Annotated in this window: 18 protein-coding genes; 12 read left to right on the forward strand and 6 right to left on the reverse strand. The window is 70.5% G+C overall.

The window, feature by feature from the left end; genetic code table 11:
* The first annotated feature begins 194 nt into the window (after nucleotides 1-194).
* On the forward strand, nucleotides 195-950 hold the full coding sequence (locus JJQ90_RS17065; protein ID WP_216877446.1) for a VIT1/CCC1 transporter family protein: 756 nt from the start codon (nucleotides 195-197) through the stop codon (nucleotides 948-950).
* Nucleotides 951-1,132: 182 nt separating this feature from the next.
* On the opposite strand, the gene JJQ90_RS17070 is transcribed toward JJQ90_RS17065, so the two are convergent.
* Both JJQ90_RS17070 and JJQ90_RS17075 read right to left on the reverse strand, forming a co-directional pair.
* Nucleotides 1,133-2,461: a coiled-coil domain-containing protein gene (locus tag JJQ90_RS17070; protein ID WP_216877447.1), complete on the reverse strand. Its 1,329-nt coding sequence runs from the start codon at nucleotides 2,459-2,461 to the stop codon at nucleotides 1,133-1,135.
* A gap of 95 nt (nucleotides 2,462-2,556) precedes the next feature.
* Nucleotides 2,557-3,804: a Zn-dependent hydrolase gene (locus JJQ90_RS17075; RefSeq protein ID WP_216877448.1), complete on the reverse strand. Its 1,248-nt coding sequence runs from the start codon at nucleotides 3,802-3,804 to the stop codon at nucleotides 2,557-2,559.
* Between the two features lie 124 nt (nucleotides 3,805-3,928).
* Between JJQ90_RS17075 and JJQ90_RS17080 the strand changes: the two genes are divergently transcribed.
* Genes JJQ90_RS17080 through JJQ90_RS17095 form a run of 4 tightly spaced genes read left to right on the forward strand, consistent with a single transcriptional unit; the run spans nucleotide 3,929 to nucleotide 7,190 of the window.
* Complete coding sequence (locus JJQ90_RS17080; protein ID WP_216877449.1) at nucleotides 3,929-4,711, forward strand: aldolase; 783 nt, start codon at nucleotides 3,929-3,931, stop codon at nucleotides 4,709-4,711.
* Nucleotides 4,708-5,595 carry a DMT family transporter gene (locus JJQ90_RS17085; RefSeq protein WP_230410763.1) on the forward strand — a complete coding sequence of 296 codons (888 nt, stop codon included), beginning with the start codon at nucleotides 4,708-4,710 and terminating at the stop codon, nucleotides 5,593-5,595. The genes JJQ90_RS17080 and JJQ90_RS17085 overlap by 4 nt, the downstream gene beginning before the upstream one ends.
* Nucleotides 5,596-5,613: 18 nt before the next feature.
* The gene (locus JJQ90_RS17090) at nucleotides 5,614-6,795 is read left to right on the forward strand and encodes a class I SAM-dependent rRNA methyltransferase (RefSeq protein WP_216877450.1); all 1,182 of its coding nucleotides are present in this window, start codon (nucleotides 5,614-5,616) and stop codon (nucleotides 6,793-6,795) included.
* Nucleotides 6,792-7,190: a DUF3293 domain-containing protein gene (locus JJQ90_RS17095; protein ID WP_216877451.1), complete on the forward strand. Its 399-nt coding sequence runs from the start codon at nucleotides 6,792-6,794 to the stop codon at nucleotides 7,188-7,190. The genes JJQ90_RS17090 and JJQ90_RS17095 overlap by 4 nt, the downstream gene beginning before the upstream one ends.
* Here the strand turns inward: JJQ90_RS17095 and JJQ90_RS17100 are convergent.
* The 4 genes from JJQ90_RS17100 to JJQ90_RS17115 form a co-directional block, all read right to left on the reverse strand.
* Nucleotides 7,169-7,564, reverse strand: a complete 396-nt coding sequence (locus JJQ90_RS17100) for a hypothetical protein (RefSeq protein WP_216877452.1) — start codon at nucleotides 7,562-7,564, stop codon at nucleotides 7,169-7,171. The two genes, JJQ90_RS17095 and JJQ90_RS17100, sit on opposite strands and share 22 nt — an antisense overlap.
* A gap of 284 nt (nucleotides 7,565-7,848) precedes the next feature.
* Nucleotides 7,849-8,961 (reverse strand): patatin-like phospholipase family protein, encoded by a 1,113-nt coding sequence (locus JJQ90_RS17105; protein WP_216877453.1) that lies wholly within the window; start codon nucleotides 8,959-8,961, stop codon nucleotides 7,849-7,851.
* A 160-nt stretch (nucleotides 8,962-9,121) separates the two neighbouring features.
* Nucleotides 9,122-9,925, reverse strand: a complete 804-nt coding sequence (locus tag JJQ90_RS17110) for a 3-hydroxybutyrate dehydrogenase (RefSeq protein WP_329959464.1) — start codon at nucleotides 9,923-9,925, stop codon at nucleotides 9,122-9,124.
* A 41-nt stretch (nucleotides 9,926-9,966) separates the two neighbouring features.
* Complete coding sequence (locus JJQ90_RS17115; protein WP_216877454.1) at nucleotides 9,967-11,406, reverse strand: dihydrolipoyl dehydrogenase family protein; 1,440 nt, start codon at nucleotides 11,404-11,406, stop codon at nucleotides 9,967-9,969.
* Nucleotides 11,407-11,650: 244 nt separating this feature from the next.
* Here JJQ90_RS17115 and rpmH point away from each other — a divergent pair, with 244 nt between their 5' ends.
* From rpmH to argB, 7 genes are all read left to right on the forward strand, one after another.
* Nucleotides 11,651-11,785 carry a 50S ribosomal protein L34 gene (gene rpmH, locus JJQ90_RS17120; RefSeq protein WP_168054392.1) on the forward strand — a complete coding sequence of 45 codons (135 nt, stop codon included), beginning with the start codon at nucleotides 11,651-11,653 and terminating at the stop codon, nucleotides 11,783-11,785.
* A gap of 25 nt (nucleotides 11,786-11,810) precedes the next feature.
* Nucleotides 11,811-12,188, forward strand: coding sequence for a ribonuclease P protein component (rnpA, locus tag JJQ90_RS17125; RefSeq protein ID WP_216877455.1), 378 nt, complete (start codon nucleotides 11,811-11,813; stop codon nucleotides 12,186-12,188).
* Nucleotides 12,185-12,460: a membrane protein insertion efficiency factor YidD gene (yidD, locus tag JJQ90_RS17130; RefSeq protein WP_216877456.1), complete on the forward strand. Its 276-nt coding sequence runs from the start codon at nucleotides 12,185-12,187 to the stop codon at nucleotides 12,458-12,460. Before rnpA ends, yidD begins: the two co-directional genes overlap by 4 nt.
* Before the next feature lie 11 nt (nucleotides 12,461-12,471).
* Nucleotides 12,472-14,322: a membrane protein insertase YidC gene (yidC, locus tag JJQ90_RS17135; RefSeq protein ID WP_216877457.1), complete on the forward strand. Its 1,851-nt coding sequence runs from the start codon at nucleotides 12,472-12,474 to the stop codon at nucleotides 14,320-14,322.
* A 59-nt stretch (nucleotides 14,323-14,381) separates the two neighbouring features.
* Nucleotides 14,382-15,026: a ribosome biogenesis GTP-binding protein YihA/YsxC gene (yihA, locus tag JJQ90_RS17140; protein ID WP_457851890.1), complete on the forward strand. Its 645-nt coding sequence runs from the start codon at nucleotides 14,382-14,384 to the stop codon at nucleotides 15,024-15,026.
* 109 nt (nucleotides 15,027-15,135) lie between these two features.
* Nucleotides 15,136-15,474 (forward strand): hypothetical protein, encoded by a 339-nt coding sequence (locus JJQ90_RS17145; protein WP_216877458.1) that lies wholly within the window; start codon nucleotides 15,136-15,138, stop codon nucleotides 15,472-15,474.
* Between the two features lie 126 nt (nucleotides 15,475-15,600).
* Entirely contained in the window at nucleotides 15,601-16,485 is an 885-nt protein-coding gene (argB, locus tag JJQ90_RS17150) for an acetylglutamate kinase (RefSeq protein ID WP_216877459.1), read from the forward strand.
* Nucleotides 16,486-16,493: the final 8 nt, after the last annotated feature.

A 16,493-nucleotide genomic window follows, 5' to 3' on the forward strand; every position in this document is an offset into this window, starting at 1 on the left:
GCTATAGACAGGGCCAGCGGCCGCGACAACCCGAGCAGCCGTGCCCTTGCGGGGACGGCGGACGGAAGCACCCGGCCGGGCGCGATCGAGACGCGCTGAGGATGCGTCGCATTCCCGATTTCTCCTTTATTCCCAGGATCTTGAGGGCTGCAAGACACGTGACATGGCGGCTTCGGCGCCGCTAATGTCCCGCCATGCTGACCGCACCCACCGCCGAGGCGTCGCGCCACGAGCCCAGCCGCGATGGCCTGCCCCCCATGCCGCCCGGCCCGCCGCATGAGGAAGGCCATGTGCTGGCCGGCGCCCTGGCGCGGGGGGTGACGGAGGCTGCGATGGCGGGGCTGGTCCTTCCAGTGGCGCTCGGTGCGGCCTTGACGGCGCTCGGCGTGGCGCCCGCGGTGACGGGCGCGGCCGGGGTGGCGCTGGCGCTGGCCTGCGGCCTCGGCGCCGGCCTGTCCGGCAGCTTCGCGTCGCGTGACGCCGCCGCGCATTATCAGGCGGAGCGGCTGCGGGAGGAGCAGGAGAGCCACCTCTACCCGGATCGGGAACGTTGGGAGGTCGCGGCGATCCTGCACCGCTACGGCGTGCGCGGCGATATTTTGCGCGATGCGGTGGAGGCGATCGCCAGTGACCGCCGCCGCTGGGTTGATTTCATGATGCGCTTCGAGCTGGACCTGTCGGAGCCCGATCCGATCCGCGCCGACCGGACGGCCCTGGCCGGCGGCGCCGCCATGGTCCTGGCCGGGCTGCTGGTGATGCTGCCCTATCTGCTGGGATGGCAGGGCGCGCTCGCCTGGTCCTGGGGCCTCGGCGGGCTGGCGCTCTGCGCGCTGGGCGGGCTGCGAGCCGCCGCGCAGGGCCTGCCGCCACTGGGCGGCGCCGCGCGGGCCCTGGCCATCGGCGCCGCCGCGACGGGCGGCGCCTGGGTGCTGGCGAAGCTGGTAGGCTAGGGTCGTGGACCGTTGGGGCCGTTATGCGGCCAGCGCGGAAAAGCACCGCCGGACGCGCCCGCAGCTCAACAGTCCACAGGCCTAGGCGTGACGACCGAAGGGGGCAGGGACCGACGAAACGGTTAGGCCCCCTTCACGCAACCCTCTCCCCCGCCGGGGGGAGAGGGCTTTTGGGCCGCCAGTCAGTTCGCCGGTCGGGGCGCCGGCTCCGGGGCCGGCTGGGCGGCACGCTGTTGCTCAGCCGCCGTCTCGCGCAGCCGGGCGAGGGTGGCCTCCGCCTGGCGCACCTGTTCGCCCAGCGCCGTCACCTGCCGTGCCGCCTCGGCGGCCGCGCGCTGGCGCTCGGCCAGGGCCGTGCCGGCCTGTTCCGTCTGCTGGCGCAGTTCGGCCAGGCGGCGGGTCTGTGTTTCCACATTGGCGGTCAGGCCGGTCAGGCGCTGTTCCTCGGCGCGCAGGCGGGTGGACGCCTCCTCCAGCCGGCGCTCGGCCTGCTCGGCATTGCGCGTGGCGGTGTCGCGCGTCTCGTTCAGGCGGCTGGCCTCGGCCTCGGCGCGCTGCGCGCCCTGGCGGGCCTGGTCGCGGGTGGTCTCGGCGGTCGTGGTCTCCTGGCGCAGGGTGGCCAGGCGCTGGCGGGCCTCCCCGGCCTCCCGCGTCACGGCGGCCAGCTCCTCACGCGCGGAGGACAGGCGGCTGGCCGTCTGCTCGGCGCCCTGGGTGGCCTGGTCCAGCCGGCTCTGCACCTCGGAAAGCGCCGAGCGGCGGGCGCCCAGGTCGGTTTCCAGCAGCGCCGCCTGGTCGCGCAGGCCGCTCAGACGCTGCTCGGCGCCGGCAAGTTCCGCGTTGTTGGTGGTCAGGGCCTCCTGCGCCCGGCCGGCCTCCGCGGCGAGCTCGGTGAGGCGAGCCTCGGCGGATTGCACGCCGGCGGTCAGCTCGGCCTGCCGGGCCTCCAGCGCGCGCAAAGCCTCGGTGGTGGAGTCACGGCCGGCGGCGGCCTGCTGCTGCGCCGTCTCCGCCTGTTCCACCTGGCGGGTCAGCTCGGCGAGGCGGGTTTCGGCGGTGGTGACGGATTGCGTCAGCTCGGTGCCGCGCGCCTGAAGCTGCTCGACCTCCTGCGCCGCGGTGGCGCGGGCCTGCTGGGCCTGTTCCAGAGCCTGGGTGGCGGCGGCGCGGCCCTGCTCGGCCGCCTCGGCCTCCTGGCGCAGCGTGGTCAGGCGCTGCTCGGCCTCATTGGCCTCGGTGGTGAGCTGGCGCGCGCGGGCCTCGGCAGCGGTGCGGGCTTCCTCCGCCTGGCGGCTCTGCGCCTGGATGGCGGGCAGGCCGCCGCTGGCGCGGCGCTCGGCATTCAGCGCCGTCTCCAGCTCGCCGCGGCGGGTCTCGCTGCGCTCGGAGGCCTGGCGCGCGGCGCGGAGATCGGCACTGACGGTGGTCACGGTGATCCAGCCGATCAGGCCGAACAGCAGCAGGAGGCCCGAGACGATCTGGGCCGGGCGGGGCCACGTGGTGGGATTCATAAGGGTCCGGCTCTCCACGGAATGAGCCCCAGCACATGGCCGCCTCCGGCGTCGCGATCACGTGAAGTTTGCGCGAGGGCGGCAGAAAAAAGGCACTACGCGCCGGGGCGATTGGCCCGCGCCACCACCGCCTCGAACAGCACCTGGCAGCCAGCCTCGGCCTCCTCCGGTTCGATGCTCTCCATCTCGTTGTGGCTGAGGCCGTCCTTGCAGGGGCAGAAGATCATCGCCGCCGGCATGCGCCGCGCGACATAGACGGCATCATGCCCGGCGCCGGAGACCATGCGCCGCGCGGGGTAGCCGCAGCGCCGCGCGGCCTGTTCCACCAGGGCGACGCAGTCCGCGTCGAAGGGCTGCGCGTCGTAATGCAGCACCTGGGTGAGTTCCAGCCTGCAGCCGGTCTCTGCTACCACCGCCGCGGCCATGGTCGGAAAATCGCGGGCGAGGCCGGCGATATCGGCGCTGTCCGGGTGACGGAATTCGATGGAGAAGCTGACCTCGCCGGGGATGACGTTGCGGCTGTTGGGCTCGACCTTCAGGAAGCCCACCGTGCCGCGGCCATCCTCGCCCCTGTCGCGCATCAGCCCATCGACCAGGGAAATCACCTGCGCGGCGGCGACCAGCGCATCGCGCCGGGCGGAGGGCGGCGTGGTGCCGGCATGGCTGTCCTGGCCGATGATGCGCGCATCCCACCAGACCTGAGCCTGGGCGCCGGTGACGATGCCGATCTGGCGGCCTTCCTTCTCCAGGATCGGGCCCTGTTCGATATGCAGTTCGAAATAGGCATCGGCCGGGAAGGGGGCGGCGGGGTGCTCGCCCTGGTAGCCGATTTCCTTCAGCGCCTGTTCCACGGTGACGCCCTGCTGGTCGGGCAGGGCGTAGCTGCGTGCGATGGGATAGATTCCGGCCCAGGTGCCGCTGCCCATCAGCGACAGGCCGAAGCGGCTGCCTTCCTCATCGGTCCAGTTCACCAGCTCCAGCGGCGCCTCGGTGGTGATGTTGAGGTCGTGCAGCGTGCGCATCACCTCCATCCCCGCCATCACGCCGAGCGCGCCGTCGTATTTTCCGCCCGAGGGCTGGCTGTCCAGGTGGCTGCCGAACAGCACGGGCAGGCGGTTGGGGTCGCGGCCCTCGCGGCGGGCGAACATGTTGCCGATGGCGTCCACCCGCACCGTCAGGCCCAGCGCCTCGCATTGCGCGCGAAAATCGTCGCGGGCGGCCTTGTCGATGGCGGTCAGAGTCAGCCGCCGGACCCCGCCCTTGGGCGTCGCGCCGTGGCGGGCCATGGCCATCAGGCTGTCCCAGAGGCGCTTGCCGTCGATCCGCTGGTTGGTGCCGCTCATCGCCCTGTCTCCCGTCTGCCACCCCTGATCTGCGACGGAATGCCGCGCTTGGCCAGATCACGGGCTTGCGGGGCATCGCGGGTCCTGCGAATCATCACGGCCTCACCTGGAAAGGGCCTCCGCCATGGCGCATGCGCTGAACGCCGCCCCCGCCATCCTGCGCAATTCGGAGCTTGATGCCGATGCGGTGCGCGCCGCGCGGGTCGATCTCGCCGCCTGCTTCCGCATGGCCGCGCGCCTCGGCATGCATGAGGGCATCTGCAACCACTTTTCCCTGGTCGTGCCGGGGCGGGACGACCTGTTCCTGGTGAACCCCTATGGCTGGGCCTTTGCCGAGGTCACCGCCTCCCGCCTTCTGGTCTGCGACTACCAGGGCAATGTGGTGGCCGGCGATGGCGTGCCGGAGGCCACCGCCTTCTACATCCATGCCCGGGTCCACAAGAACCTGCCGCGCGCCAAGGCGGCCTTCCACACCCATATGCCGAATGCGACGGCGCTCGCCATGCTGGAAGGCCCGCCGCTGGCCTGGGCCGGACAATCCGCGCTGAAATTCTACGGCCGCACCGTGGTGGATGAGGAATATAACGGCCTCGCTTTGGATGAGACGGAGGGCGACCGCATCGCCGCCTCCATCGGCGATGCCGACATCGTCTTCATGAAGAACCACGGCGTGATGGTGGTCGGCGCCACCGCTGCCGAGGCCTGGGACGACCTGTACTATCTGGAACGCGCGGCGGAGGCGCAGCGCCTGGCGCTGTCCACCGGCCGGCCGCTGAAGCCGGTGCCGCCGGAGCTCGCGCGGAAGACCTATGACCAGATGCGCCTCGGCGACCGGGAAAGCGCCATGCTGCACCTGGAGAGCATCAAGCGCCGGCTGGCGAAAGAGGAGCCGGACTACCTCGATTGACCACCCCCCTGGCGCAGAGGCTCGATCCGCGCGGGCTCGCGCTGCTGCTGGTGACCGTCATCGGCTGGGGCTTCAACTGGCCCTCGATGAAGCTGCTGCTGGGCGTGCTGCCGCCCTTTTCGATGCGCGTGGTCTGCGCCGTGCTCGGCATTTCTCTTCTGTTCGCCATCGCGGCGGTGAAGGGGGAGAGGCTTGCCGTGCCGCGGGCGCTCTGGCCGCGGCTGGTGGCGGCGAGCCTGCTCAATGTCACCGCCTGGATGGGCATGGCCACCTTCTCCCTGCTCTGGCTCGCGGCGGGGGAGGCGACGATCGTCTGCTACACCATGCCGGTCTGGACCTCCCTGCTCGCCTGGCTGGTGCTGGGGGAACCGCCGAGCCGGCGGCGCCTCGCGGCCCTGGCCTTGGGCTTTTGCGGGCTGGTGGTGCTGGTGGTGGGGCCGGGGCTGGATGTGGGGCTGGCCAAGCTGCCCGGCGTGGCGGCGGCGCTGGCGGGGGCGGTGCTGTTCTCGCTCGGCACGGTCGTCACCAAGCGCTGGCCGCTGGCGCTGCCGCCCACCACCTCCGTCGCCTGGCAGCTTCTGGTCGGCTGCACGCCGCTGCTGGCCGGCGCGCTGATCTTCGAGACGCCGGATTTTTCCGGGTTGTCCGGTTGGGACTGGGCGGTGATGGTCTATGGCGGGGTGGGGCCGCTGGGGCTGTGCTACCTGGCCTGGTTCGCGGCGCTGCGGCGCCTGCCGGCGGCGGCGGCTTCCTCCGGCACCCTGCTGACCCCGGTGATCGGCGTGGCCAGCGCCGCGCTGCTGCTGGGGGAGCCGCTGGGGCTGCGGGAGGTGGCGGCGCTGTCGCTGACCATCGGGGGTGTCATACTGGCAGTCCGCGGCTGATCGGGGCATAGGCGGGGCATGACCGACACCCCCCTGATCCACCTGGCCCCCGGCGGCGACCGCCGCGTGAAGGCCGGCCACCCCTGGGCCTTCTCCAATGAGATCGCCATGACCCCGGCGCTGCGCGCTTTGCCGCCCGGCACCCCGGCGCGGCTGGAAGGCGATGACGGCGTGAAGCACGGCGTCTGGCACTTCAACCCGCACAGCCTGATCGCCGCCCGCCGGCTGGATGCCAACCCTGCCGCCAACATCGACGCCGCCTGGTTCCAGGCGCGGCTGGCGGCCTGCCTGGCGCTGCGGGAACGGCTGTTCGACACGCCCTTCTACCGGCTGGTCCATGCCGAGGCCGATGGCCTGCCGGGCCTCATCATCGACCGCTACGGCGATGCGGTGGCGATCCAGGCCAATACCGCCGGGATGGACGCCGCTACGCCGCACCTCGTCGCCGCGCTGAACGCCCTGTTCGCGCCGCGCCTGATCGTCGCCCGCAACGACAGCGCCGTGCGGAAGTTGGAGGGGCTGGCCGAATCGGTCACCGCCTTGCAGGGGGAGGGGACGGCGACCGTCGAGGACTCCGGCCTGCGCTTTCCGGTGGACCTGCTGGGCGGCCAGAAGACCGGCTGGTTCTTCGACCAGCGCGCCAATCGCGCCATGGTGGCGCGGCTTTGCGCCGGGCGCAGCATGCTGGACGCCTTCTGCCACACCGGCGGCTTCGGCCTGGCGGCGGCCGCGGCCGGGGCGCGGGAGGTCACGCTGCTCGATCGCAGCGAACACGCGCTGGACCACGCCATGCAGGCCGCCCGCCTGGCCGGCCTCGCCGAGCGCGTCACGCCCCTGAAGGCGGAGGCCTTGGAACACCTGGAAAAAATGGCCGCCAGCGGCCGGAAATTCGAGGTGGTGGTGGCCGACCCGCCAGCCTTTGCCAAGACCCGCAAGGACCAGCCGGCGGCGCTGCGTGGCTATGGCAAGCTGGCGCGGCTGGCGGCGGGGCTGGTGGCGCCGGACGGCATCCTGTTCATCGCCTCCTGCTCCCACCACGTCTCGCCCGGGGATTTCACCGATGCGGTGGGCTGGGGCGTCCATAAGGCGAAGCGGGAGGCGCGGCTGCTGGCCACCGTCGGCGCCGGGCCGGACCATCCCGTGCATCCGGGCCTGCCGGAAAGCGCCTATCTCAAGGGCCTGCTGCTGCACCTGACATGACGCCCCGGCTGCTGCGCGCCTTTCGGGCCACAAGCTATGAGGCCGCCGGCGTCGTGGCGCGGGTCGGCCGGCGCAGCCGCGGGATCGATTCGCTGCTGGCCAGCGCCAGGGCAGGCGAGGCCGCCTTCATCACCGCCTGGAACCCACGCAGCCGGCGCATGCCGCCGGGCTGGAACCGGCGGATGCAGGACCGGCTGCGTCAGGCGTCGCACGGCCCGGTTTTGGCCGAGGGCTTCGGCCGTGCCGGGCGCTGGGCGGAGCACCATCTGTTGCTGGCGGGCGATCCGCGCCGCCTGCTTGTGCTCGCCCGGCGCTTCCGCCAGCACGCCATCCTGCTGGTGCGGCGGGGGCGGCCGGCGCGCCTGCTGGCGGTTCAGGCCGACCGGGTCGGATAGGCGCTGTAGCCGCCGATCACCACGCGCTGGATGCCGGCGAAGCGGATGATCTCCTCCCCAAGCTCGATCCGGCCCTTCACCCCCTCCATCACGATCTCGCCCAGCATCAGCCGCGGGGCGGCGGAACCGGGTTCGGTCCTGATGGCCTCCAGGATCTGCTGGAGCGTGCGGTCGGTATCCTCCAGCCGCAGGGTGCGCACCCCGTCCACCGCGCGGATGAGCAGGTCACCCTCGCCGGGGTGCCAGACCTGGGTCTCGCTGCCCGGCCGCAGCCGGTGGTTCACCGGCCCGCCACGCCAGCGTCCCTGCGCCGGAAGCTCCGGCATCAGCATGTCCAGGTCCCAATGTCCGGAGCGGTTGTTGGTGTCGTTCACTGCCTGATCTCCCAAGCCATTTGCTGGGTGGATCAAGCGCTTCGCCGCGCCTTGCCTCCAATCCGAAGGCCCTTTCGGCTCCATAGGCGGAGCCGATAGGGCCGGCGACCGTAACGGCGCGCGCCGCGGCCAGATCATGGCCGCGCGGTCGCCGGCACGGGCAGGGTGACTCTGGGCATGGGCTGCTCCGGTCGTTCACGCGCGACCGGAGAATAGGGGTGCAGCGGGGGTGATTCCCAGCCTGAAAAGTATACTTTATGTCAATCCGGTGGGGGTTTGGGGTGCTACAGGAACCGTTCCCGGATATCGACGCTGCTTTCCTTGCCCAGCTTGTCGAAATGGTCGCGCAGCCAGCCATCCGCGGCTTCCCGGCCATAGCGCTTCAGCGTGGTCAGGAACTCCCAGTCCCCGTTCAGCTTGGTGCTGAGCTTGAAGTCGCGCATCCGCGCCTCGTCCTCGATGCAATGGACGAACAGCTTGCGGTAGCGCGGCTGCTCCAGCCGCCCGGCCTCCAGCAGCCGCTGCACGAAGTCGATGGCGCGCATTTCCGCCATCAGGGAGGCATTGAAGCTGATCTCGTTCAGCCGGTTGACGATCTCGGTCGGCCGGGTCGGCAGCTCGTCCCGCACGATGGGGTTGAGCTGCACCAGCACGATGTCCGGCGGCCCGCCCTGTTCATAGAGCGGCCAGAGCGCCGGATTGCCGAGATAGCCGCCATCCCAGAAGGGCTCGCCATCGATCTCCACCGCCTTGAAGAATTGCGGCAGGCAGGCGGAGGCGAGCAGCGTATCGACCGTCACCTCCTCCCGCGCGAAGACCCGGGGCTTGCCGGTGCGGACGGAGGTGGCGGAGATGAACAGCTTCGGCCCCTTTCCGTGCCGCAGGATGTCCGGCTTGATCTCCTCGTCCAGCACCTGCCGCAGCGGGTTGAATTCATAGGGGGTGGGGTTGAGCTGGTAGGGCGACATAACGCGGGTCAGCGTCTCGAAGGCCTGGTAGGCGAAGGACCAGGTCAGGTCATGGCCCCAGATCGCCTTTTCCAGCGGCGTGTTCTGCAAGGGGCTGTTGGCCATGCGCCCGGCGGCATTGCGCCAGAAGCGGTCGAGCGCCTGGCGCGCGCCATCGCGGCCGCCCTCGCAAAGGCCCTGGACGAAGATGGCCGCATTCATGGCGCCGGCGGAGGTGCCGGAGACCGCCTCGAATTCCAGCCGCTCATCCTCCAGCAGCCGCTCCAGCACCCCCCAGGTGAAGGCGCCATGGGTGCCGCCGCCCTGCAAAGCGAGGTTGATGCGGCGGGTCGTCGGGGCGGGGCGGGACGGGCGCGGCGTGGGGGCAGGGGTGGCGCCGGCCGCACCGAGCGTATCGGCCGCCTCCGCGCGGAACTCGTTCTCGATCATGGGGCGGTGTTCCGGCCGTGCGAACAGGCCCCCTCCACCCGAAGGGGGGGTCGGACGCATGCGTCCGACGTTGGGTGAGGGGGGCTTTGCCGCGGGTGCGCGTTGGGAAGATGGCGCCGAAGCCCGCAATAAATCCTTGCTGCCGCGGTCCCCTTAACAATCACTGCGCCGTCCAGCCGCCATCGATGGACAGCGCCGTGCCGTTCACGCTGCCGCTGTTTGGGCCGCACAGATAAAGCGCCATCTCCGCCACTTCCTCGACCTCCACCCAGCGCTTGGTCGGCTGGCGGTCGAGCAGGTAGTCGGTCAGGGCCTTGTCCTCCGACACGCCATGCTTCTCGGCCAGCGGCTTCACCTGCGCCTCGGCCAGCGGGGTGCGGACGAAGCCGGGGCAGATGGCGTTGCAGGTGACGGGGCTGCGCGCGATTTCCAGCGCCACCGACTTGGTCAGCCCGACCACCGCATGCTTGGCGGCGACATAGGCCGTCTTGAAGGGGCTGGCGACCAGCCCGTGGGCGGAGGCGACATTGACGATGCGCCCGAAGCCCCGCGCCTTCATCCCCGGCAGCGCCGCCTTGATGGCGTGGAAGTTGGAGACGAAGTTGATGGCGATGATCCGGTCGAACTTGTCGTCTGGAAACTCCTCCACCGGCGAGACGAACTGGATACCGGCATTGTTCACCAGGATGTCGCAGGCGCCGAGCTCCGCCTCGCAGGCGGCGACCATGGCGCGGATTTCCTCCGGCTTCGACATGTCGGCCGGGGAATAGGGCGACTCCGCCACGCCCATCGCGGCGCCGACCTTGGCGCGGGCGGCGGCGATCTCCTCGGGCTTGCCGAAGCCGTTCAGCATCACCTTGGCGCCGGATTCGGCAAAACCCAGCGCGATCGCCAGCCCGATGCCGGAGGTCGAGCCCGTCACCAGGGCCGTCCGGCCCTCCAGCTTCCGTGTCATGGTCATCATGGGTTCTTCCCGCATTGCAGCATCTTGGGGGCCAGGGTCGCTCACGGCAGGCGCCGGAGCAAGCCGACAACGCGCTTGACCAGGGGCGAGAGCAGTTTCGGCGTGTAGAAATCGCTGGCGGCGCGTTTCGCCGCCTCGGCTAGGGTCGGATAGGGCAGCACCAGCCCGGCGAGCGCGGAAAGCGGCAGCTTGCGGCCGATCATCAGCCCGAAGGTGCCGGCCATCTCCCCCGCATGCGGCGCCAGGATGCCCGCGCCCAGCAGCTTGCCCTTGGGCGTCACCACCAGCTTGGCGAGGCCCGCCTCGATGCCCTCCGCCACCGCGCGGTCGGTCTCGGCGACGGGGAAGCGCAGGATGCGGATGTCGTGGCCGGCGGCGCGCGCCTCCTCCTCCGTCATGCCCACCTGGGCCAGTTCCGGATCGGTATAGGTGACGCGGGGCAGGGCGGCGTAGTCCACCTTGGCGGGCAGCCGGAACATCACCCGCCGTGCCAGGATGCCGGCATGCTGGGACGCCACATGGGTGAAGGCGCGCGGGCCGATGCCCTGCGGGTTGGCGATGTCGCCCGCCGCGAAGACGCGGCGATTGGTGGTGGAGCGCAGCCCGGCATCGGTGGTGATGCCGAGCTTCGTCGAGGCCACCTGCCCGGCGGCAAGGTCCAGCCCGGCCAGACGTGGCGCGCGGCCGACGGCCAGCAGCAGATGGGTGCCGCCGATCTCCTGCCCATCCTCCAGCACAGCGATCAGGCCCGGCCCGCCATCCGCAGCGCGGTCGACGGCGAGGCGGGTCAGCTTGCGGCCCTCCAGCAGCGTTACGCCATCGGCGGTGAGCGACCGGCGCAGGCCATCGGCCAGTTCCGCATCGTCCCGCCCGGCGATCCGCCCGGCCTCGATCACGGTCACCAGGCAGCCGAGCCGGGCATGGGCCTGGGCCATCTCCAGCCCGATCGGGCCGCCGCCGAGGATAATCAGATGCCCCGGCGGTTCTTCCAGCTCGAAGATCGTCTCATTGGTCAGCCAGGGCACCGGGCCGAGGCCGGGGATGTCGGGAACGATGGCCTGGCTGCCGGCGGCGATGACGCAGCGGCGGAAGCTCAGCCTGCGGCCGGCGGCCTCGATGGTGTCGGGGGCGACGAAATGGGCGGAGGCGTGGATCACCTCCACCCCCATGCCGCGGAAGCGCGCCTCCGAGTCGATGGGGGCGATATGGTCGATGGCGCCCCTCACATGGGCGCGGATCGCCTTCCAGTCGATCTCGGGCTCCGGCAGGCGGATGCCGAATCGGCCGGCGCGGCGGGCGCTGGCGGCGGCATGGGCGGCGGCGAGCAGGGCCTTGGAGGGGACGCAGCCAAAATTCAGGCAGTCGCCGCCCATCCGGCCACGCTCGATCAGCGCCACCTTCAGGCCGAGTCCGGCGCCGATGGCCGCCACGGACAGGCCCGCGGCGCCGGCGCCGATCACCACCAGGTCGAAATCGGGCATGGGCGAGGGGCCTCCTTATGTATCGTGTGATGTATCGTCTGGTCCGGTTGCGCCTTGTGCCCGATCCGCGTGGTTGACGGCAGGGGTGGCGCTTCCCTATACGTCCGGGCCTTCGCCGGGGCAGCTTCCGAGGTTCCTCCAGAATCCTCCAGCCGCCGCCGGCCATTCGTTTTTCTGAGATCAGCCGGTCAGCCGGGCCAGGGACGTCCCTGGCCAACTGGGCCGGAGCCCGCGGGAGTGTGTCGTGAAGCGTACTTATCAGCCCTCGAAGCTCGTCCGGAAGCGCCGTCATGGTTTCCGCGCCCGCACGGCGACGGTCGGCGGGCGCAATGTGCTGGCGAATCGGCGGTCCAAGGGCCGCAAGAAGCTCTCGGCCTGAGCGCCGGGCGGGCCCGATCTGTGCCATGCCGGCGCGCCCGCCTCGTCTGAAAATTCGCCGCGAGTTCAAGCTGGTGGCCTCGCGCGGACAGCGCGCGGCCAGGCCTGGGCTGGTGTTGCAGGTGCTGCGGGGGACCGAGGGTCCGCTGCGCGTCGGCTTCACCGCGACCAAGAAGATCGGCAACGCCGTGATCCGCAACCGCACCAAAAGGCGGCTGCGGGAAGCGGCGCGGCTGCTGTTGGGCGAAGGCGCGCCACCGGGCTTCGACCTGGTGCTGATCGGGCGGGAAGCGACGGCGGAACGCAACTTCGCCCAGCTTGTCGGCGACCTGCGCGGCGCCCTGCGCCAAGGCGGCGTTACTGGTGGTGTGACGCCGGCCGAGACCGCGAAGCCGCCCGAATGACCCCGCAGCAGCATCTGTTGCGCGGCGCGATCCGCACCTATCAGCTCACCTTGCGGCCGATCATCGGCTGCAATTGCCGTTTCTACCCGCATTGCAGCGAATACGGGCTGGAAGCGGTGGCCGAACACGGCGCCCTGCGCGGTAGCTGGTTGACCGCCCGCCGCATTCTGCGCTGCAACCCCTGGCATCCGGGTGGCTATGACCCGGTCCCGCCCCCCACTCCGAAGGGCACCGAGGCGTCGCACGCCGTCCCGGACCCGACGAAAGGCTGAATCAGGCCGTCATGGATCAGAAGCGTCTCCTCGCCGCCATCGCCCTGTCGGTCGGCATCCTGCTGTTGTTCGACCTGTGGAACCGTCCGCAGCGCGAGGCGGAACAGCGCCGCCAGGCCGAGATCGCCGCCCAGGCCCCGGCCGCCACCCCGGCCTCCCCCGACGCGGCCGTGCCGCTGCCGGTGCCGGCCGGTGGCGCGGCACTCGTCCAGCCCGGCGCACCCGGCGCGGCCCAGGCCACGGCGACGCCGGGCCTGCCGGCCGAACAGCGCATCCGCATCGAGAATCCGCGCCTGGAAGGCAGCATCAGCCTGCGCGGCGCGCGGCTGGATGACGCCGTGCTGCGCGGATATCGGGAAACGGTCGAAGCCGGCAGCCCGCTGGTGCGCCTGCTGGCGCCGCGCAGCGATGCCAACCCCTATTTCGCCCAGTGGGGCTGGACCGCCGCCGATGGCCGCACCGCCGTGCCCGGCCCGGACACCGACTGGACCGCCGACGGCACCAACCTGACGCCCGCCACCCCCGTCACCCTGCGCTGGAACAACGGCCAGGGCCAGGAATTCAGCATCCGCCTCGGCATCGATGAGGATTTCATGCTCACCGCCGAGCAGAGCCTACGCAACAGCGCGGCCGAGCCCGTACAGGTGCTGCCCTGGGCCCGGGTGCGGCGTGAGCGCACGCCGGCCACCGCCGGCTTCTTAATCCTTCACGAAGGCTTCACGGGCGTGCTCGGTGAACGCCTGATCGAGTGGAAGTACAGCGACGCGAAGTCGGAGGCGGAGCGCCGCCGTGGCCCGGCCATGGAGCAGGAAAGCACCGGTGGCTGGATCGGCTTCACCGACAAGTACTGGCTGACCGCGCTGACGCCGATGAGCCAGGCGACCCCGATCCGCGCCGCCTACCGCCATTCGGCGGAAGGTGGCCAGGATCGCTGGCAGGTCGACATGGCCCCGCCCGCGCCGCAGAGCGTGGCCGCCGGCGCCGAGGCCGGCCTTGCCACCCGCCTGTTCGCGGGCGCCAAGGAAGTGCGCCTGCTGGATGGCTATGCCGACAACCTGAACATCGAGGGTTTCGACAAGGCGATCGACTTCGGCTTGTTCTACTGGATCACCAAGCCGTTCTTCTATGCCATCGACTGGCTGTTCGGCATCTTCGGCAATTTCGGCGTGGCCATCCTGATCTTCACGCTGGCGCTGAAGGCGGCCTTCTTCCCGCTGGCCAGCAAGGCCTACACCTCCATGGCCCGCATGAAGGTGTTGGCGCCGAAGATGACGGAGGTGAAGGAACGCTACAAGGACGACCCGGCCAAGGCGCAGTCGGAGATGATGGCGCTGTACCGGGCGGAGAAGGTGAACCCGGCCTCCGGCTGTCTGCCCATCCTGCTCCAGATTCCGGTGTTCTTCGCCCTGTACAAGGTGCTGTTCGTCACCATCGAGATGCGGCACGCGCCCTTCTTCGGCTGGATCCGTGACCTCTCCGCGCCGGATCCGACCAACCTGTTCAACCTGTTCGGGATCCTGCCCTACGACCCGACCCAGCTTTCCAGCTTCCTGCACATGCCGGCCTGGGCGATCGCCATGGGCATCACGATGTTCCTGCAGTTCAAGCTGAACCCGACGCCGCCGGACCCGATCCAGGCCAAGATCTTCGCCTGGATGCCGCTGATCTTCACCTTCATGCTGGCCAGCTTCCCGGCCGGCCTGGTGATCTACTGGACCTGGAACAACCTGCTTTCCATCGCCCAGCAGTACTGGATCATGCAGATGGACAAGAAGCGCCAGGCCCGCGCGCCGGCCGTGACGTCGCCGCCGAAGCCGGCGGCCGCCATCGCGGCGAAGCCGGCACCGAAGGGCAAGAAGTGACCATCACCACCCCCTCCGGCACCCCGGTGACGCTTCCGCCGGGTGGCTTGGCGGAAGCGGTGGATGACGAGCAGCGCGCCGGCCTGATCGAGGCCGGGCGGCTGCTTTTCGCGCGGCCCTGCACCTTCTTCTACGCCTCCCAGGCCATCAACCAGCTCCCCCCGATGACGGGGCCGGAGGTGGCCTTCTGCGGCCGGTCGAATGTCGGCAAGTCGTCCCTGCTGAATGCCCTGACCGGGCAGAAGGCGCTGGCGCGGGTTTCCGTGACGCCGGGGCGCACGCGGCAACTCAACTTCTTCCGCTGCGACGAGGGCCAGCTCACCCTCGTGGACATGCCCGGCTATGGCTATGCCAAGGCCTCCAAGACGCTGAAGGAGGACTGGCAAGGGTTGATGTTCGACTTCCTGCGCGGCCGCCCGACGCTGCGGCGCGTGCTGCTGCTGATGGATGCCCGGGTCGAGATCAAGCCCGCCGACCGCGCCGCGATCGAGCTGCTGTCGGATGCGGCGGTCGCCTTCCAGATCTGCATCACCAAGGTCGATGACGTGAAGAAGGCCCAGTTGGAGAAGCGGATCCGGGAGCTGGAGGCGCTGGTGAAGAAGCGCACCGCTGCCCATCCGCTGATGCTGGTGACCAGCAGCGAGACCGGCCAGGGCATTCCAGAACTGCGTGCGGAGCTGGCGGCGGTGGCGCGCCTGGGTTGAAGACCTAGGCGGGGCCTTCAGCCCCGTTTAAAGGGGTTTGGTGCAGGGTTCTGGCGGCGTGTTCCCGATTCCCGGGATGCCGACCCTGCCGCCCAAGGACCCATTCTCCATGTTCCGACGCCTGCTCCTCGCCACCGCCCTCATGGCGGCAACCGCCGCGCCTGCCTTCGCGCAATGCGACACCCGCTTCACCCTGCGCAACAGCTCCGGCGCCCAGGTGAACGAGTTCTATTTCGGCCCCTCCAGCAATTCCAACTGGGGCCGCGACCGGCTCGGCGAGAATGTGCTGCCGAACGGCCGCAGCATGTCCTTCACCCCGGGCGGCCGTGGCGGTGCCTATGACTTCAAGGTGGTCTGGGCCAATGGCGAGACCGCCGAGGTCATGCGGGTGAACATCTGCGAGGCCTCCGAGATCGTCGCCACCCCGCGCGGCATCGAGGCGCGATAATCACGCGATAGGCGAAGGCCCGCCCGGGGCGTCACGCCACGGGCGGGCTTGACCCTGCGGGCGGAAGGCCGCAAACCGCGCCGCCCGCGGCGACATGGCCCCGGAGCCGACCGGGGACGCCTGACCATGACCGACGACGCGCTCGACCAGATGGCGATCCTCGCCGGCGCGCTGCCCTTCCTGAAGCGCTACGACGACCAGATCGTGGTGGTGAAGTATGGCGGCCACGCGATGGGGGAGGAGGAGACGGCCCTCCGCTTCGGCCGCGACATCGCACTGCTGGAACAGGTGGGCGTGAACCCCGTGGTGGTCCATGGCGGCGGGCCGCAGATCAACGCCATGCTGAAGCGCCTGAACGTGAAGTCCACCTTCGTCCAGGGGCTGCGCGTGACGGATGAGGAAATGCTCGACGTGGTCGAGATGGTCCTGGCCGGCCCGGTGAACAAGCAGGTCGCCTCCTCCATCACCCGCGCCGGCGCCCTGGCGGTGGGCATTTCCGGCAAGGATGGCGGGCTGATCCAGGCGCGCAAGCTGACCCGCACCTATCGCGACCCGGACAGCAACATCGAGAAGGTGCTGGACCTCGGCTTCGTCGGAGAGCCGGAGCGGGTGGACCCGCGGGTGCTGCAACTGCTGATCGGCGCGGATATCGTGCCGGTGGTGGCGCCCGTCGGCGTCGGTGCCGATGGCCAGACCTACAACATCAATGCGGATACCGTGGCGGGGGCCATCGCCGGCGCGCTGAATGCCGAGCGGCTGCTGATGCTGACCGATGTGCGCGGCGTGCTCGGCCCCGATGGCCAGTTGATCCCGGAGATGACGGTGGCGGAGGTGAAGGCCGGCATCGAGGCCGGCTGGATCTCCGGCGGCATGATCCCCAAGGTCGAGACCTGCATCTATGCCGTGGAGCGCGGCGTGAAGGGCGCAGTCATCGTCGATGGCCGGGTGCCGCATGCGGTGCTGCTGGAACTGTTCACCGGCCAGGGCGCGGGCACGCTGATCCGCCCCTGAGGGCGCCT

Origin of the sequence: Falsiroseomonas oleicola (genome assembly GCF_019029495.1) — a bacterium.
Lineage (GTDB): Bacteria > Pseudomonadota > Alphaproteobacteria > Acetobacterales > Acetobacteraceae > Falsiroseomonas > Falsiroseomonas oleicola.

What these genes read in the sequence shown, in the direction of transcription:
- yidD (WP_216877456.1), top strand. Translation starts at nt 12,185, where the DNA reads ATGACCCCGCAGCAGCATCTGTTGCGCGGCGCGATCCGCACCTATCAG.
- JJQ90_RS17105 (WP_216877453.1), bottom strand. Translation starts at nt 8,961, where the DNA reads ATGATCGAGAACGAGTTCCGCGCGGAGGCGGCCGATACGCTCGGTGCG.
- JJQ90_RS17065 (WP_216877446.1), top strand. Translation starts at nt 195, where the DNA reads ATGCTGACCGCACCCACCGCCGAGGCGTCGCGCCACGAGCCCAGCCGC.
- rnpA (WP_216877455.1), top strand. Translation starts at nt 11,811, where the DNA reads ATGCCGGCGCGCCCGCCTCGTCTGAAAATTCGCCGCGAGTTCAAGCTG.
- JJQ90_RS17080 (WP_216877449.1), top strand. Translation starts at nt 3,929, where the DNA reads ATGGCGCATGCGCTGAACGCCGCCCCCGCCATCCTGCGCAATTCGGAG.
- JJQ90_RS17145 (WP_216877458.1), top strand. Translation starts at nt 15,136, where the DNA reads ATGTTCCGACGCCTGCTCCTCGCCACCGCCCTCATGGCGGCAACCGCC.
- yidC (WP_216877457.1), top strand. Translation starts at nt 12,472, where the DNA reads ATGGATCAGAAGCGTCTCCTCGCCGCCATCGCCCTGTCGGTCGGCATC.
- JJQ90_RS17070 (WP_216877447.1), bottom strand. Translation starts at nt 2,461, where the DNA reads ATGAATCCCACCACGTGGCCCCGCCCGGCCCAGATCGTCTCGGGCCTC.
- JJQ90_RS17090 (WP_216877450.1), top strand. Translation starts at nt 5,614, where the DNA reads ATGACCGACACCCCCCTGATCCACCTGGCCCCCGGCGGCGACCGCCGC.
- JJQ90_RS17115 (WP_216877454.1), bottom strand. Translation starts at nt 11,406, where the DNA reads ATGCCCGATTTCGACCTGGTGGTGATCGGCGCCGGCGCCGCGGGCCTG.
- JJQ90_RS17075 (WP_216877448.1), bottom strand. Translation starts at nt 3,804, where the DNA reads ATGAGCGGCACCAACCAGCGGATCGACGGCAAGCGCCTCTGGGACAGC.
- argB (WP_216877459.1), top strand. Translation starts at nt 15,601, where the DNA reads ATGACCGACGACGCGCTCGACCAGATGGCGATCCTCGCCGGCGCGCTG.
- JJQ90_RS17095 (WP_216877451.1), top strand. Translation starts at nt 6,792, where the DNA reads ATGACGCCCCGGCTGCTGCGCGCCTTTCGGGCCACAAGCTATGAGGCC.
- JJQ90_RS17110 (WP_329959464.1), bottom strand. Translation starts at nt 9,925, where the DNA reads ATGATGACCATGACACGGAAGCTGGAGGGCCGGACGGCCCTGGTGACG.